The sequence below is a fragment of the Novosphingobium rhizovicinum genome (assembly GCF_040813635.1).
Taxonomy (GTDB): domain Bacteria; phylum Pseudomonadota; class Alphaproteobacteria; order Sphingomonadales; family Sphingomonadaceae; genus Novosphingobium; species Novosphingobium rhizovicinum.
The window spans coordinates 18158-33354 of record NZ_JBFNXR010000034.1; the positions used below are offsets into that span (position 1 = coordinate 18158).

14 protein-coding genes and 2 pseudogenes are annotated in these 15197 nt (G+C 61.0%); 10 read left to right on the forward strand and 6 right to left on the reverse strand.

Features of this window, described 5'->3' with window-relative positions:
- Window positions 1-72: 72 nt before the first annotated feature.
- The 3 genes and pseudogenes from ABUH87_RS10525 (at window position 73) to ABUH87_RS10535 (ending at window position 4911) form a co-directional block, all read left to right on the forward strand.
- Entirely contained in the window at window positions 73-2520 is a 2448-nt protein-coding gene (locus ABUH87_RS10525; RefSeq protein ID WP_367773338.1) for a TonB-dependent receptor, read from the forward strand.
- 91 nt (window positions 2521-2611) lie between these two features.
- Window positions 2612-4012 carry an aromatic ring-hydroxylating oxygenase subunit alpha gene (locus tag ABUH87_RS10530; RefSeq protein ID WP_367773364.1) on the forward strand — a complete coding sequence of 467 codons (1401 nt, stop codon included), beginning with the start codon at window positions 2612-2614 and terminating at the stop codon, window positions 4010-4012.
- Window positions 4013-4047: 35 nt separating this feature from the next.
- Window positions 4048-4911, forward strand: a pseudogene (locus ABUH87_RS10535) (LLM class F420-dependent oxidoreductase).
- Window positions 4912-4942: 31 nt separating this feature from the next.
- Here ABUH87_RS10535 and ABUH87_RS10540 read toward each other — a convergent pair.
- From ABUH87_RS10540 to ABUH87_RS10550, 3 genes are all read right to left on the reverse strand, one after another.
- On the reverse strand, window positions 4943-5347 hold the full coding sequence (locus ABUH87_RS10540) for a nuclear transport factor 2 family protein (RefSeq protein WP_367773340.1): 405 nt from the start codon (window positions 5345-5347) through the stop codon (window positions 4943-4945).
- A gap of 415 nt (window positions 5348-5762) precedes the next feature.
- The gene (locus tag ABUH87_RS10545) at window positions 5763-7175 is read right to left on the reverse strand and encodes an MFS transporter (RefSeq protein ID WP_367773342.1); all 1413 of its coding nucleotides are present in this window, start codon (window positions 7173-7175) and stop codon (window positions 5763-5765) included.
- A 224-nt stretch (window positions 7176-7399) separates the two neighbouring features.
- Window positions 7400-7663 carry a DksA/TraR family C4-type zinc finger protein gene (locus ABUH87_RS10550; protein ID WP_367773344.1) on the reverse strand — a complete coding sequence of 88 codons (264 nt, stop codon included), beginning with the start codon at window positions 7661-7663 and terminating at the stop codon, window positions 7400-7402.
- A 288-nt stretch (window positions 7664-7951) separates the two neighbouring features.
- Between ABUH87_RS10550 and ABUH87_RS10555 the strand changes: the two are divergent.
- The 5 genes and pseudogenes from ABUH87_RS10555 to ABUH87_RS10575 form a co-directional block, all read left to right on the forward strand.
- Window positions 7952-8167 (forward strand): annotated as a pseudogene (locus tag ABUH87_RS10555) (acyl-CoA thioesterase family protein); the annotation flags it as partial.
- 210 nt (window positions 8168-8377) lie between these two features.
- On the forward strand, window positions 8378-8560 hold the full coding sequence (locus ABUH87_RS10560; protein ID WP_367773346.1) for a hypothetical protein: 183 nt from the start codon (window positions 8378-8380) through the stop codon (window positions 8558-8560).
- 8 nt (window positions 8561-8568) lie between these two features.
- The gene (locus tag ABUH87_RS10565) at window positions 8569-8769 is read left to right on the forward strand and encodes a hypothetical protein (protein ID WP_367773348.1); all 201 of its coding nucleotides are present in this window, start codon (window positions 8569-8571) and stop codon (window positions 8767-8769) included.
- A 200-nt stretch (window positions 8770-8969) separates the two neighbouring features.
- The gene (locus ABUH87_RS10570) at window positions 8970-9266 is read left to right on the forward strand and encodes a YegP family protein (protein WP_367773350.1); all 297 of its coding nucleotides are present in this window, start codon (window positions 8970-8972) and stop codon (window positions 9264-9266) included.
- A 5-nt stretch (window positions 9267-9271) separates the two neighbouring features.
- Window positions 9272-9526, forward strand: a complete 255-nt coding sequence (locus ABUH87_RS10575; protein WP_367773352.1) for a hypothetical protein — start codon at window positions 9272-9274, stop codon at window positions 9524-9526.
- Window positions 9527-9652: 126 nt separating this feature from the next.
- Here the strand turns inward: ABUH87_RS10575 and ABUH87_RS10580 are convergent, their stop codons facing one another.
- Window positions 9653-10333, reverse strand: coding sequence for a carbonic anhydrase (locus ABUH87_RS10580; RefSeq protein WP_367773354.1), 681 nt, complete (start codon window positions 10331-10333; stop codon window positions 9653-9655).
- Window positions 10330-11904 carry a SulP family inorganic anion transporter gene (locus tag ABUH87_RS10585; protein WP_367773356.1) on the reverse strand — a complete coding sequence of 525 codons (1575 nt, stop codon included), beginning with the start codon at window positions 11902-11904 and terminating at the stop codon, window positions 10330-10332. Before ABUH87_RS10585 ends, ABUH87_RS10580 begins: the two co-directional genes overlap by 4 nt.
- A 444-nt stretch (window positions 11905-12348) precedes the next feature.
- Here ABUH87_RS10585 and ABUH87_RS10590 point away from each other — a divergent pair, with 444 nt between their 5' ends.
- A complete protein-coding gene (locus ABUH87_RS10590) occupies window positions 12349-12846 on the forward strand; it encodes a nitroreductase/quinone reductase family protein (RefSeq protein ID WP_367773358.1) in 498 nt (165 codons plus the stop codon).
- 228 nt (window positions 12847-13074) lie between these two features.
- On the opposite strand, the gene ABUH87_RS10595 is transcribed toward ABUH87_RS10590, so the two are convergent.
- Window positions 13075-14049, reverse strand: coding sequence for an alpha/beta fold hydrolase (locus tag ABUH87_RS10595; protein ID WP_367773306.1), 975 nt, complete (start codon window positions 14047-14049; stop codon window positions 13075-13077).
- Between the two features lie 176 nt (window positions 14050-14225).
- Here ABUH87_RS10595 and ABUH87_RS10600 point away from each other — a divergent pair, with 176 nt between their 5' ends.
- Entirely contained in the window at window positions 14226-15059 is an 834-nt protein-coding gene (locus tag ABUH87_RS10600) for a DUF4336 domain-containing protein (RefSeq protein WP_367773309.1), read from the forward strand.
- Window positions 15060-15197 lie beyond the last annotated feature (138 nt).

A 15197-nucleotide genomic window follows, 5' to 3' on the forward strand; every position in this document is an offset into this window, starting at 1 on the left:
AACGAGTCGAGACCGGCCAAAAGTCGGCAATAAAGCAATGCGGGTAAGCCCCCGCACAAAGGGAGGCGAACAGTGAGGCAGGCAAAGGCATTTCTGTTGACCGCGGTCATGTGGACAGCAGGCGCTCAATCCGCTTGGGCAGGACAGGTGGATCCCGCGCCTCCGGCGGATCGCGTGCAGGCGACGGGGCAGGAGATTGCGACCGGCGACATCATCGTCACTGCACGCAAGCGTGACGAACGATTGATGGACGTTCCCGTCGCAATATCAGCTCTCTCGGGCGAAGCGCTCGACAGGTACGCGACCAGCTCCTTGACAGCCATCAGCGAACGAGTGCCTCAGCTTGTCATTGGCGAGTCCACGAACCAGGCTGGAGGCTCGATCAACCTCCGTGGAATTGGCGCTGGACTCGCCAATCCTTCAACCGAGCAAGCCGTAACGCTGAACCTCGATGGCATCCCGATCAGCTACGGCAATGCAGTGCGTCTGGGGCAGTTCGACCTGCAGCGCGTGGAAGTCCTCAAAGGCCCACAGTCCCTGTTCTACGGAAAGAATAGCCCCGGGGGCATCATCTCCCTTATATCTGCCGATCCGGGGGCTTCGTTCGAGGCGCGCCTGAGAACCGGCTATGAATTCGCAGCTGATCAACGCTTCGTTGAAGGTATCGTCTCGGGACCACTTTCGGACAACGTTGGCGCTCGCGTGGTGGCGTACTACTCTAAGGAAGATGGTTGGTTCCGCAATCTCGGCGTGCCGGTCAGCGGCCGAACCCCTGGGGCCAGTTCCAAGAGCAACAATGCAGAAGATTTCTTCATCCGTGGCACTCTGACCTTCAGGTCAGCCAATGACGCGTTGCGGGTGAAGCTCAAGGTCAATCACGGGCAACGCGATCGCGACGGCTTTGGACCAGGTGGTGTAGGGCAGGCGGTGTTCTGTCCCAGCGGAGCGTCGCAAGTGGCGCCGGTCAGCACGGACTGCAAGCTCAACAGGTACTACACGGAAGTCGCGCTGCCGCCCGGCGTCGCCGCGCTTCACCCGTCGCTCGAGGGGCCGTCACATATCAAATCACGCCAATTTCTGGCTTCCGGATCGATTGACTATGATCTCGCGGACACGATTACGCTGACGTCCGTATCGGGCTTCTATCGGCTTCAGGAGGATGGCCTCGGCTCCTTCACCTCAGTCAACGATCCGCGCACGGGCGCGTCCTTGGACCTGAAGATCGAGGGGATCAGCCAGGAACTGCGGCTTTCGTCGGACCTCGACGGCCCCCTCAACTTCACGGTCGGCGGCTTCTATCAAGACGGCAAGCTGACGGTCGGGCAAGCCTTCTTCACGAATATCGCGGCGCCCGCGCTTGTTGCCGCGACCTTCTATGATCAGAACACGCAGGCTTACTCGCTTTTTGGGCAGGCTCGCTACGAGTTCAGTGACCGCCTCGAACTGGCGGTCGGCGCGCGCCAGTCCTGGGAGGAGAAGCACCTGAAGGGCACAGTGGCAACGACCCCCACGAACGCCAGCCCCTTCCTCATCCTAAACCCGAACCGCAAGTATGACGATTTCTCGCCGGACGTCACGCTGACCTATAAGCCAACTAGCGATCTCACGGTGTACGGTGCGTACCGCGAGGGCTTTACCTCGGGCGGCTTCAACACCACGCCAGGCCCGCTCAGGACTGGCGCGACTGGGGCGTTCCCCTCCATCGCGGCCCGCGATCTCTCTTTCGAGCAGATGAGCGCCAAGGGCGGTGAAATCGGAATCAAGGGCAACCTTGCCGACCGGCAGGTGCAGTTCGATCTCGTCGGCTATCGCTACGACTACGACGGACTCCAGCTCTCGCGCTGGGACGAAGTCGCTTTCACGCAGCGCGTCCAGAATGCAGGATCGGCGCGGGTGCAGGGCGTAGAGTTCAGCACAACCGTGCGGCCCCGCAGCGTGGAAGGGCTCGAGTTGCGCGGCGCGGTCGCTTATAACGACGCCAAGTACCGAGACTTCATCGGCGGCTGCTACGCTGGACAGTCAGTTACAGCAGGTTGCAACCTGCTTCCCCGCAACCCGGCAAGCCCCGCGACTGCAGGCAGCGCGGCCAACCCATACAATGGTCAGGACCAGTCAGGGCAGCAACTCGCTCGCGCGCCGAAGTGGTCGCTGGCAGGCGGCCTTAGCTACGAGCGCGAGTTCAGCTCAGGGCTTGGCGGCTCGCTGGCCTTCGATACCTTGTACACGAGCTCCTACGCCACGCAGACCGAAGCGCACCCCCTCGCTCGGCAGCGAGGCTACTGGCTGCTCAATGGGAGCCTCTCCATCTTCAGCGGCGAAACCAAGTCCTGGGAGTTGGCGCTGATCGGGCGTAATCTGACGAATAAGCTCTATACTGCAACCGGTGGCACTCTGGCGTTTACGGGCAGTGGCACGGGCACGGCCAGCACCACTCAAGCCGACATTTTGGGCATCGCCGGTCCGCCCCGCTCCGTGTTCCTGCAGCTCACGCTCCGCAGCTCGCTTCTCGGCAATCGCTGAAACGCTCAGCTCGCCGCCGCAATGGCGGCGACCAAGTCCATGCTCCGCTCCGCCGGCGGAAAACCAACTTAGGAGGTTTGCCTTGAACGAGATGGTGAAACTGGACGTCACCGCCCGTGACATGGATGATGAGCGGCCGGTGACGTACGGCAGCGAAGCCTTCCACTCGACCGACTACCTGGCAGCCGAGAAGAAGCTTCTCTGGCCCAAGATCTGGCAGATGGTCGAGCGTGAGACGGACATCCCGAGCCCCGGCGACTGGCTTACCTACGACGTAGGGGACGACTCCATCATCGTTGTTCGCATGGAAGATGGGGCGCTCCGTGCGTTTCACAACGTCTGCCCGCATCGCGGACGCCAGCTGATCTCGGTTCCCGATATGCTACCCGGAAAAGTCCACTCCGTGCGCGGGAACAACCGCAAGAACTTCGTCTGCGGGTTCCATGGGTGGACCTTCAACCTCGAGGGCAACAACACGTACATTCTCGACCCTCAGGACTGGGGCGGGCGTCTTACGCCGGACATGACCTGCCTCTCGGAGGTAAGGGTCGATACTTGGGGCGGCTTCATCTACATCAATATGGACCCACACTGCGCTCCGCTGCGCGAGTGGATGGGGCGTGCCGGCGAGCTGCTCGACTACTTCGAGCTCGACAAGATGCGCTACAAATGGCGTCAGTGGGCGATCTACCCCTGCAACTGGAAGGTTGCGATCGAGGCCTTTCTCGAGCCGTACCACATTGCAGCCACGCACACGCAGCTTCTTGCTTACGGTGAGTACTATGCCTGCTCGAAGCAGTACGGGCTTCATTCGGTCTCTAGCTACGACACCCGCGACGAGAAGTACCAGATGGCCGAGAGCTCAGGCACTGTTCGCGCAGGCAAGGGCGAGGATCCTCGAATATCAACGTACGAGCTGATCCGCGAGAACTACGAGACCGTGAATTACACCGCGTCGACGCAGACGCTGGTGAATGCAGCAAAGCGGCTTATCGATGAATTGCCAGAAGGCGTGAGCCCGGCCGAGTGCATTGCGCACTGGCGCGGGCAGGCCCGAGCGGATGACGCCGCTCGGGGTGTGATCTGGCCCGACGTACCGCCCGACGTCCAACACGAGTCGGGCTTGGCATGGGCCTTGTGGCCTAACCAGAACATCCTGCACGACGTGACCTTCGCCGGCCCATGCTATCGGGTACGCCCATATGGCGACGATCCGAGCAAGTGCATTTTCGAGAGCTATGCGCTCGAGCGCTTCCCGGAGGGTGAAGAGCCAGAGACCGAGTGGGTCTACGCTGAGCCGACCGCCGAGAACTGGGGGCCAGTGCTGGAGCAGGATTTTCTGAACATGGAGTTCGTGCACAAAGGCATGAAGTCGAGCGGCTTCCGTGGTGCTCTGCCGAACCCGCACCAGGAGCAGAAGGTGATAAACCTCCATCGGAACCTTGCTGAGTGGATGGGAGGCAGAGGCGCGCCGAAGAAGCTCGGGCTTTAAACAGCGGCCTTTGACATTCGAACAGGGACGGAAGAATGAAGATAGGGCTCATCTATCCACAGACGGAACTGCAAGGCGATCCCGCGGCAGTGGGGCAGATCGCATCCGCCGCCGAGAGCATGGGCTACGATTACCTCCTCGCGTACGACCATGTCGTTGGCGCGAACCATGACCGCGAACCGAAACTGAACGGGCCTTACACCGAGCACGATCCGTTCCATGATCCACTCGTCATGTTCACGTACGCGGCTGCGATCACTAAGCGGATAGAGTTCGCTACCGGCGTTCTCATCCTCCCGCAGCGCCAGACAGCAATGGTCGCCCGGCAAGCTGCCGATGTCGACCTTCTTTCAGCGGGTCGGCTCACCCTGGGGGTCGGCACCGGGTGAAACTACGTGGAATACGATGTGCTCGGTCAGGACTTCGCCCTCGCGGGAAAGCGGATGGACGAGCAGATTGGGCTGCTACGTAAGCTATGGACCGAACCGTTGGTCTCTTTTGAGGGCCACTTCGATAGCCTTGATCGCGTGGCTCTCAATCCACGTCCGCGCCGCACCATACCCATTCTTCTGGGCGGGTTTGCCGACATTGCGCTTCGGCGAGCAGGACGGATAGGGGACGGTTTTATCTTTGCAGACGGGGCCGCTGACGCCTTTGTACAGATAACGAGGCTTCGTGATCTGCTAGCTAAGGAGGGCCGGGAGAACGAGCCGTTCGAGCTTCGGTGCAACATGCTGCGGGCGCGCTCGGCCCTGGCCGTACAGGACACGGTCGGCCGCTGGGCAGACGTCGGCGGCACACATGCCGCGGTTTCGACCATGGGCATGGGCTTTACGTCGCTCGAGCAGCACCTCGCCCATGCGGCCAATGTGCGCGCGGCCGTCGCCAAGGCGACGTAAGCTGGTCGTGTCGGGCGTACAGTGTTTAAGACTAGGTGATTTCGCGCTCTCTCCACCGCTGGACTGCGGGCTGCAGGATTTCGCGCACGGGGTCGGGATCAAAGTACTCGCGCACGTGACGGATGCGATTCTGGTCATCGAACTCTAAGAGGAACAGGTAGGTGTTCGCATACTCCTGTCCATCGTAGAGCCTGCCGTTCGATCGGGCCTGGAGAACAACACGACTGCCCTCAGCCGTAATCGTGTCGATCGTGACTTCCAGCGGACGATGCCAAACCTCGCTGACCGTCTTAAGTTTCGGAAGGTACTCTTCACGGGGAATAGTCCCCATAAGTGGTGACCATGCAGTGAGGTCATCGGCATAATGCCGGACGTCGATGCCACCTGAGCCGATGTTCAGAAGGAACTTGGATGCGATCTCGACGCAATCACACATCTGAAGCCTCAGTCAGTTGCTCTAGCCGGGCCAAACGATAGTCGCAGTGACGTTGTTCGAGCAATAGTGGTCCCCGGCGAGTAGTCATAGTTCGACTACGGCGTCTTTCATGGACGGCGAGGGTTGATCGTGTGCATCGCGCTGTCGACCACAGGCGAATGTGCGTAACTCTCAGATCCGCTCCATCCTAGCGGTTTTCGGCGGACGTGGAGCGGCGGATGAATGGGTGGCGGCTTTCAACGCGCAGATTTGATCGGGCGAACGACGGCTATGTTGGCGCAGTTCGCCGATCGTGGCGAACGGCTGCAACTACGCCGTTGGCTTCAGAACGCTGCTCGACAGCAGCCGACCCAAGAGCCGCCGGCTAGTGAATGTCGATTTCGACAGCGCTGACTTTCGGGCTTAGCAGATTAGACTAGCTTTCCCTGCCGGGAGGCCCTTGGGAGTGCTCGGCGCCGTCTTCCGCGAGTGCCGCAAAGCTCCCCTTTATCCCTCCGTTGGGCGAGGAAGGGCTGCGCTCTTCAGGCGCACTTGCATAGGTCGTCGAAAGCTGACGATACTGCCGTGAACTGAACGCAATCAGGGTCATGACCGCGCCGAGTGCGCCGGTGACGCTGAACACCAGGGCCATGCCGCGCTCCGGCCCAGTTCCGTACCAATCGCCGATCGCCTCGGCACCCGCGCCCGTGGTCATGAAAGGTATAGCCAGAAATTGCGTCAGCGGGCCGATCAGGAACGCTGTTAGCGGCGCTGCGGATTGCTCGATGGATTGTGCGAAGCCGAACACCCGTCCCTGCCGCTCGTAGGGCACGACCTTCTGCAGCGTAGTATGCTCGGCTGCCTCGGCATAGGGCCCGAGGAACAGCCAGATCACGCAGCCAACCGCCAGCAGCAGGATCGATGACTGGATGGTGAACACGCTCGCCACCGTCCACACGATCAGGTTAACCAGCAGCAGCGTGCGCAGCGGATTCTTGCCCAGCCCCGTCCTGGCGATGATGAGCCCGCTGACAATGAAGGAGCACGAGGCGAGCGCCCACAGCAGGCCCCATTCCTGCACTTCCATCAGCGACAAGCCATAGGCGTCCATCAGCGCCATGAACACGCCGCCCAGGAAGTTGTTAAAAGTGGTGAAGAAGATCAGCGCGAACAGCCCCGGCACTGCGGCAACCACGAGGATTGTACCCCTCAGGTCCACTTCCTTGCGCGCCCCCGGCGCGGACGAAATCGGTTCCGGGTCGCTGACGCGCACCGTACGCAGGTGCAAGAAGACAAGCGCCGTGAAGCCGATTGCCAGCACCAGCGTACCTCGCATTCCATCCCATGCGACCAGAAAGCCGCTGATGCCTGAGGTCAGCAGGAATCCGACCCCGGTCACCATGCCGACCAGCCCGTTGGCTTTGTCGCGTTTGTCCTCTTCGATCAGCGCGGTGACCAGCGTGGGCAGCGCAATCATACGAATATTGCCGCAGATCACCGCCAGCATCACGAGAAGTATAAACCCCCACAACGTGGCGCCGTCGACCCGTACCAGCGCCTCTTTCGGCGCGAAGAAATAAGCCGCGAGTGAAGCGGCATAGAGAACAAAAGATCCCGCGCTGGAGGCCAGCATGATGCGCTTCTTACGGTTGTGATCCACCAGGCTGCCGAACCAAATCGCGAACCCGGCGGTGAAGACCAAGTATATGCCACCGATCATGCCGGTGACGGTTACCGAACGCGTTTCCAGAAACGCCCAGAACACCAGCGCGAACCAGACTGTGAAATTGATCACGTTCTGCACCAGATTGTTGGCGAGGATCAGATGGAATGGATCGAGCCGGGACATGGTCTGCCTATCTTTCACCCGGAGCCCCGGTGCAATCCAAGGATGCAGGATCCCCATGGGAACGCATAACAGCTCTGTTGAAGGTCAGCTATTCAGGGTTGCCGTCCGATAGCGGAAGTTCGGCATCCGGCCCTACCGCAGGTTTCGGGCCGGGTGAACCTACGGCAGGTTTCGGGCAGCCCAAATCAGCAGCTGAACGTTCGGAAGGCCGGCGGCTGCTGCCCTTACCGCAATTGACTGTCTTTGCTGCCGCGGCGGTTGATCTGGGAGTGGACCACCGTCTTATCCCGAGCCCCCTGGCACGATACGCAGGTGCGAACACCCGGTAGTGCTTCTCGCCGACGAACTGGGATCACCTCGCCACACTCTTCACAATCCTCGAGCCCTTCACCGGCGGGCATCCGTGCGCGAGCCCCGCGAACCGCGTCGTTCACGGTGTCGTCGATCTGATCTTGCACTGCTCCGTCGCGCGACCATCCACCGGCCATATCTGAATCCTCAGGTCTTCTCGGATGAGACGTGGGAATGCGAGCGGCACGGTTCAATCCTTGGTCGAGCCACCGAGCACGTCCCGCAGGTCGAATGTGAACCAACGTCAGCTTACAGGTTTCCCTAAGCGCGCACTGAACGTCCGCAATGTTAGCGGCAGCCGTCTTCGTTGCGCCTGTGAAAACGGCAGCTTCTTGCTCTCGCCGTCCACAAGCTGCCTGTCAGGACAAGCCAACGCCGTGGACATGATCTTGATTGAGCACCATCGTCGGTCCATTATTCAGCCGCCGGCCTTCCTCGGCGGCGACGTAATCGCAACCGTGCTCCTCGAGAAGGTGCATGGCGCCCGTATATTCTACGAGACCATCATCCGGCGAGGCGAGGAAGTCCTGGCTGAGGTCCGCTCAAGCTGGTGCTGCGTCGACGCGGAGACGCTCCGGCCTGCACGGTTAGCTCGCAACATCGTCGACCGGTTCTTCCCTGTAGATGCGACTACCGCATAGCCGCGCGAGCCATATCTCAGGCTGTCTCTGAGAGCGCCGGGCGAAGGGAAATGCGACCTGGCTTCGCAACTGCCTTCAACACGCAACCTATATGCTCGCGCCTTACAATTCGCCCGGGGCGTAGCTATATGAGATTTATCGCGAGGTGGCGCAGGTAGGCGCTCGCGGCTGAGAGACGCAGTGCTCCCGCTTACAAGACGGGAGACTTTCGTGAACCTCATCCAATCTCAACAGCAAGTCGCCATCAACCCGGCTCACAATGTCGGCGACGGCGATACTGGACTACCGCTGGATGGCATTCTGCTGCCCATGGACGACGTGCGACACGAGCTTGGGGCAGCGGCAGCTTGCGGATGGACGGCAGTTCGCGCGGCGACGGCTGCGCTCTCATGAGCCGCGCGATGAACCTTTCTCTCTCCGAGGCGCAGGTCAGGACGCTTTGCGGGAAGTCCGGTGTCTCCATCAGCGCAATGGAGCCGCTCCCTCAGGGTGGCTGCCATCTCGTGTGCACAACCGGCGCCGGCGCCGAGGAAATCCGGCTGGAGCTGAAGAAGTACCTCATCACCACCCCGGTGAAGCGCTTTGCCTTCTACCGCGCCTAAGCTCGCCTAAATCCGCCCGGAGGGGCAATATTGTCATCGCAGGAGCAACGAAGTGGCCAAGAGTCAGCAGAAGAGCAACAAAGAGATCCGAAAGCCGAAGAAGCCTGCGCCAGTAAAACCGAATGCATCGAATCCTTCTCTCAAGGGCGTAGTCACGAGAGCCGACAAACGCAGCTAACGCTAGCTTAGGAGAATATACGATGGCCGAGCTTAACCGAGTGCCTCTGGAAGGCAGCTCATCAAGGCTCGGGCGTATCGGAGACCAGACGAGGCCCGCGGGCGAGCCGAAGGTCGATGGCCAGTGCCAGTTCGAGCTTTACTGCGAGGACCACAAGGGAAGCGGAGCATCGGTCATCCGGTGGCGCTGGCGTCTGTGCTCATCATCAGGCGCCGTGCTGGCGCAAAGTGGATCGTACGAGACGGACGCCGAGTGCTTGGCCGCAATATCAGCGCTCCGCAACTTCGCGGCCTCCGCGCGTCTCATCCGCCAGGAGTAATCGACATGAACGAGCGCACGACGCGGTCCACGGTGACCTTCCGAGCGGCCTTCAAGCTCCCCGAGTTTGATGAAACCCAACTTGCCGGGACCTACGACATCGACACGATAGAACAGGGTATTCAAGGAAACGAGCGCACGGTTTATATCCGCACGGCAACCCTCTTCTACTTGCGGCGGATCGGCCAAACGAGTGTGGTCACGGTCGATCCCAAAGCCTTGTTGGGGGCCCTGGAAGCGGACGCGCTGCACTGTTTGTGACGCAACGCAGCGCGCACATCTCTTGACCCCAGCAGGTCCCCCACCGGGAAGTGGCACAGGTTCATCGTTGAATATCATCGTTCCCAAGGGCGGGATCGCGACACTCGGCCGAGGCCAACCGCCTCGCTAGTCGTCGGCGGGATTTGGTGCAGCTTTGATCTCGGCGTTGGTGAGCAGCACGCGCTGGGGATGCGGCACCGCCTCTAGCGCCGTATCTCGGTCGATCTCCATGAGCGGCTTGATGCGGCCGTCACGAATATCGTAGACCCACCCGTGCAGCCACAGATCCTGCTTCTTCGCGAACGCATCCTGCACGGTAACGGTGCGCGCCAGATTGACAAGTTGATCGCGCACATTGAACTCGACGAAGCGATTGACCTTCGTCTCCGGCGTCGGCTGGTTGCCCAACTCCTCCCAGTGGTCGCTAGCGACGTCACGTGCGGTTTGCAGCCACGTGTCCACGGGCCCGGTCGTGCCGCCATCGAGTGCCGCCTTGATGCCGCCGCAGCCATAGTGGCCGCAGACGATCAAATGCTTCACGCCCAGCACGGTCACTGCATATTGCAGTACCGACATCAGGTTGAGATCGTCGTCATTGACCAGATTGGCGATGTTGCGGTGCAGGAACATACCGCCGGGGGGCGTCATGGTCATTTGCTCGGGGCTGACGCGGCTGTCGGAACAGCCGATCCACAGGAACTCTGGCTTTTGCCCATGCGACTGGCGTTCGAAGAAGTCGGGCTTCTCTTCGACCAACTCGATCGCCCAGGCGCGGTTGGCGAGAAGCAGTTGCTTGTAGTTCTTCATGAGAAGCGGATTCCCGAGGTCGGTGCGTTGATCAGCGGCGCGCTGCGTTCGGCGATGTCGCCGCGCACCGTGACAGCGATGCTGCGGTATTCTGCGCCCTTGATGAAGGCGTTGATGATATCGACGTTGTCGAGATCGACATAGCTGGTCGACGACAAATCGATCAGCAGATTGGCGTTGTCCGGAACCCGGTTCAGCTCCTTCTGAAGCTCGTACTTGTGGATGAAGTACAGGTTACGGCGCGCACGGATCAGGCAATCGCCGTCGTCACAGACGAAGGTGATCGCCGAGCGGAAGTTGCGTGCCACGACGAAGACGAAGCCTACGACCAAGCCGATAACGATGCCGATCAGCAGATCGGTGAACAGGATGGCGCCGATCGTGACGACGAACGGTACGAGCTGGGTCCAGCCTTGCTTGTAGCGGTCGATGAAGAGCTTGGGCTTCGCCAGCTTGTAGCCCGTCGCGATCAACACGGCGGCGAGGGCGGCCAGCGGGATCAAGTTGAGCAGGAACGGGATCAACGCAACGCTGAGCAGCAGCCAGGTGCCGTGCAGCATGGTCGAGAGCTTGCTTTGCGCGCCTGCATCGACGTTTGCTGACGAGCGCACGATCACCGAGGTGATCGGCAGACCGCCGATCAGGCCGGACACGATGTTGCCGCAACCTTGCGCCGTCATTTCCCAGTTCTTGGGCGTGGTACGGCGCTGCGGGTCGAGCTCGTCGACGGCCTTTACGCTGAGCAGGGACTCCAGGCTGGCAACGATCGCCAGCGTCAGAGCGATGGTCCAAACCGCACCGTTGCCGATCTGGGAGAAATCCGGAGTGGCGAAGAACGAGGTGAACTCGCCGAAGCTGTTGGCAACCGGGACTTGCACGAGGTGCGACGCACCCAGTTGCCAATTCGGCTTGAGCATACCGAGCAGAAGATTGCCGCCGACACCGATCAACACCACGACGAGTGGACCGGGCACGAAGCGCAAGGGGCCGTCCTTTGGACGTGCCTTGTCCCACCAGAAGAGAAAGGCGAGACCGGCCAGCGCGATCAGTACGGCGCCTGGGGACAGATGCTCACGCACGGCGATGATGATCGCCGAGAAGGTGTTGGCGCCACCCGCCTCCGTGAATTCAAAGCTGCCCTCGAAATCGCCGTCATACCCAAGCGCGTGCGGCACCTGCTTGAGGATCAGGATCAGGCCGATCGCCGCGAGCATGCCCGTGATGACTGAGGAGGGAACGAATTCGGCGGCAATGCCCGAGCGGGTTGCAGCGAGCGCGATCTGGATCACGCCGGCGAGCATCACCGCGAGCAGAAACGCCTCGAATGATGGTAATTGCTCGATCGCGGTGAAGACGATCACCGTCAGACCGGCGGCCGGGCCGCTGACCGACAAAGGCGATTTGGACAGCGCACCAACGACGATGCCCCCGATGATACCGGCGATCACGCCTGAGAAGAGCGGGGCCCCGGAGGCGAGAGCAACGCCGAGACACAGAGGCAGGGCAACAAGAAAAACAACGATCGACGCCGAAAAATCGGCGCGCAGCGTCTTGAACAGGGGCAAAGACAAGATCAGACCTTGGGTCGGCGCCACGGCCGGATCGGCGGGCTAATCACTTTGTCCTTACACGGCTGCTCCGCTACCCCACCGCCTTATCGCCGCACAGCAATCAATCATTACAGATTGGTAATCGCAACGCATTACGCCGCACGCTTTCCCGACGGTATTGCGCAATGTTGCTGGTCCTTCCTACACTCTTCAAGCTCCTCGAGACATCCGCAGAGGGATCGATGCGGAAAAGCGCCGAACTCGAATGGCGCAGCCGCAGTGCAAACGGCATTAGCGCTCGGAAACGGCAGGCATCCGCTCCGCCGGCATCGTTAACCGCAAGTGCCAATCTACATGGCTCGATCCACACTCGCGCCACCTTACGCCGCTGCGGGCGTTTGGGTAGGGCAAATCGGCCGCGGCGGCCCCGCCCGCACGACCCACATCTCAGCGGAGAAGTCCTCAATGAGCGCGACAGACACCCCGCCGCCCGGCATGCACGACTGGCAGGAGCAGCACCTGCGGCGCTACCTTCAATCCGGCGGCACGGAAGGCCATTTCTTCGATTTCGGCCCGATCAACGCCGAAGGCTATCAACCGATTTGTCTGATCAAGCACGTCGGTCGCAAGACCGGTCGTACACTGATCTTGCCGCTGATCTACGGCATGGCCAAAGGCGAGATCGTCATCGTGGCCTCGAAAGGCGGCGCGCCGGCACATCCCGCCTGGTATCTCAACATCGCAGCGGCGAGCGAGGTCGAGGTCCAGGTTGCCACGCAAGCCTTCCGTGCCACGTGGCGCGAGCCTTCTGGCGCCGAGCGGCAGCGGATCTGGGATCAGATGGTCGCGATCTATCCGCCCTATGCCGAATATCAGGAGAGCACGGATCGCTTGATCCCGCTGGTTCTGATGAAGCCGGTCTCCGCCATCCCGGTCTTCAAGGAAGCCGACCTTGATCGCTGACAAGCGATGCCGGTGTATGCGCCTGTGGCAGCGTGATTCACGGTAACCATCGCTACGATAGGTTTGGCTGCAGCTTCGACCGAAATCAGGCAAGCCTTAGATGCAAGGCCTGCGATCCAAGCGCGCATGCTGCCTATGAACGTATGGCCGCTGTCATGACACGCATCATACAGCTGCAAGGACTGGAATGTTGGCGCCCATGCACATATTGCAAAAGCCGTGCGGTCCTTAGCGAAGCGCGTCTAGAAGGTCGGTATGGAATGCGTTTGGCGCTTGGATCTGAGGCGAATGGCCGTAATCCGGGTAGACTATCAGCCGCGCGCCGGGAATTCGCCGCGCCGCCTCGCGTGCCAACAGCGGATAGTTTCCCAGTCGCGCCGCTAATACCTTGTCGGCTCGGTTCTTGCCTATGGCGGTATTGTCCTTCTCGCCGACCATCAGCACCGTTGGCACTGCGACGCGCTCCAGTTCATGGATGACCGGCTGGTTGAAAACCATGTCCGCGGTCAAGGCCTGATGCCATGCGACGACCTCGCCCTCCGGACCCAGGTACATCGAGGCCAGCATGTCGACCCAGCGATCGTACTCAGGCCGCCATTCGCCGGCATAATAGGTTGCCTGCTGGTAGGCCTTGATGCTGGCGCGGGTTGTCTTGCGCTCGCCCTCGTACAGCGAGTCTACTGTTGCATTAGGAACGCCCATGGCCCGCCAGTCCTCGAGGCCGATGGGGTTGACCAGCACCAGCTTCGACACGGCCTCGGGATACTGCAATGCGTACCGCATTGCCAGCATACCGCCCATGCTGTGGCCGACGACCACTGGCTTCTCGACACCAAGCGACGCCACTAAGGCGGCGGTATTGGCGGCGAGCGTGTGCAGCCCGTATTGGTAGCGCGCGGGCTTGCTCGATTTGCAGAAGCCGATCTGATCGGGTGCCACCACCCTATAGCCGGCCGCAACAAGTCGGCGGATCGTACCTTCCCAGCTGCCAGCGCAGAAGTTCTTTCCGTGGAGCAACACGACGGTTCGGCCATTAGCGCCTGGCGGGCGGATATCTAAATATGCCATTTCCATGGCTTCGCGCTGGCTCGTCAGCGGATAGCGCTGTACCGGCCAGCCATAGTCGAAGTCGGCAAGCATCGGATGAGCCGCGGCCGATACCGCAGGGACTAGCACCGCCATCGCCAGCAAGAGTCTGATCATAGCTCATCCATTGCGTTGCGAAAAAGCACCTTGTAAACTGCTCGGCAGCCAAGTGAAGGTACCTGAACGACCGACAGCTATCAGCAAGCGAATTCGACTCTTCGAACGGAGGCTATTGTCAGCTTCTCGGAACCGAACCTCTGCTTAAAGCCTTCGCTTCGTGAGGGAGTGACGATATGGCACTTGGACGCCACACGACGATAGCCCTGGGTTCTGCCCTCGCTACTGCAGGCACGCTGGTTCTCTACCGCCAGGCATCGAAATCGCAGAGCGAGTGGGACGAGACCCGGGTCGGATACCTCCCACTCGACAAGCTGAAGCAGCTAGGCGACGATCTCTGGATCGTGGATACAACGATCACCGCGAGTGGCCTGTGCCTGCCGGTGCGGATGACGATCATCCGGTTGCCGAACGGCGATCTCATGCTCCATTCGCCCACCCGCTGCACGGCCGAGCTCACGGCGAGCATCTCCGCACTGGGGCGGATTGCGCATCTGATCGCTCCAACCTTCGCTCACTGGCTGTATCTGCGCGACTGGCAGGCTGCCTTTCCGGAAGCAACGAGTTGGGCAGTGCCGGGCCTTCGTGATCGTGCACAGGTGCAGACCTCTGGCACGCGCATCGACCGGGACCTTGGGGAAGACGCACCTTCACAATGGCGCGACGTGATCGAACAGGGACTGGTCGCCGGTGGCGGTGGCTTCGAGGAGTGCTTCTTTTTTCACCGCCCCTCGGCCACGCTGCTGCTGTGTGACCTCATCCAGAACTTGGAGGCCTCGAAGCTCGCGCCGCTTGCCCGAATGGTCGCGCGGGCTGCAGCGGGAACGCGTGGAACGACGGCGTTGCACGTGCGGACAGCGTTGCGCCTGGGAGGAAGCGAAGCCAAAGCTCAGGTGCAAAAGATCGTGCGACTGCAGCCCCGGCGAGTCATCTTTGCACATGGGGCCCCCTTCGAGAAAGATGCCGCGGCGCGTTTGCGTTGCGCATTCGCCTGGCTCGTTCGCGAATAGCCTTCGCTATTGCTTCGGGACACCAGCAGTCGCAGGCCAATCGGCTAACCGCAACAAAGGTGTCAACGTAGCGCCAGTCGACAGCCTTGATCCTGGTCGTACGAGCCCCGCATCAGACCATGAACGAACGACTGGTTT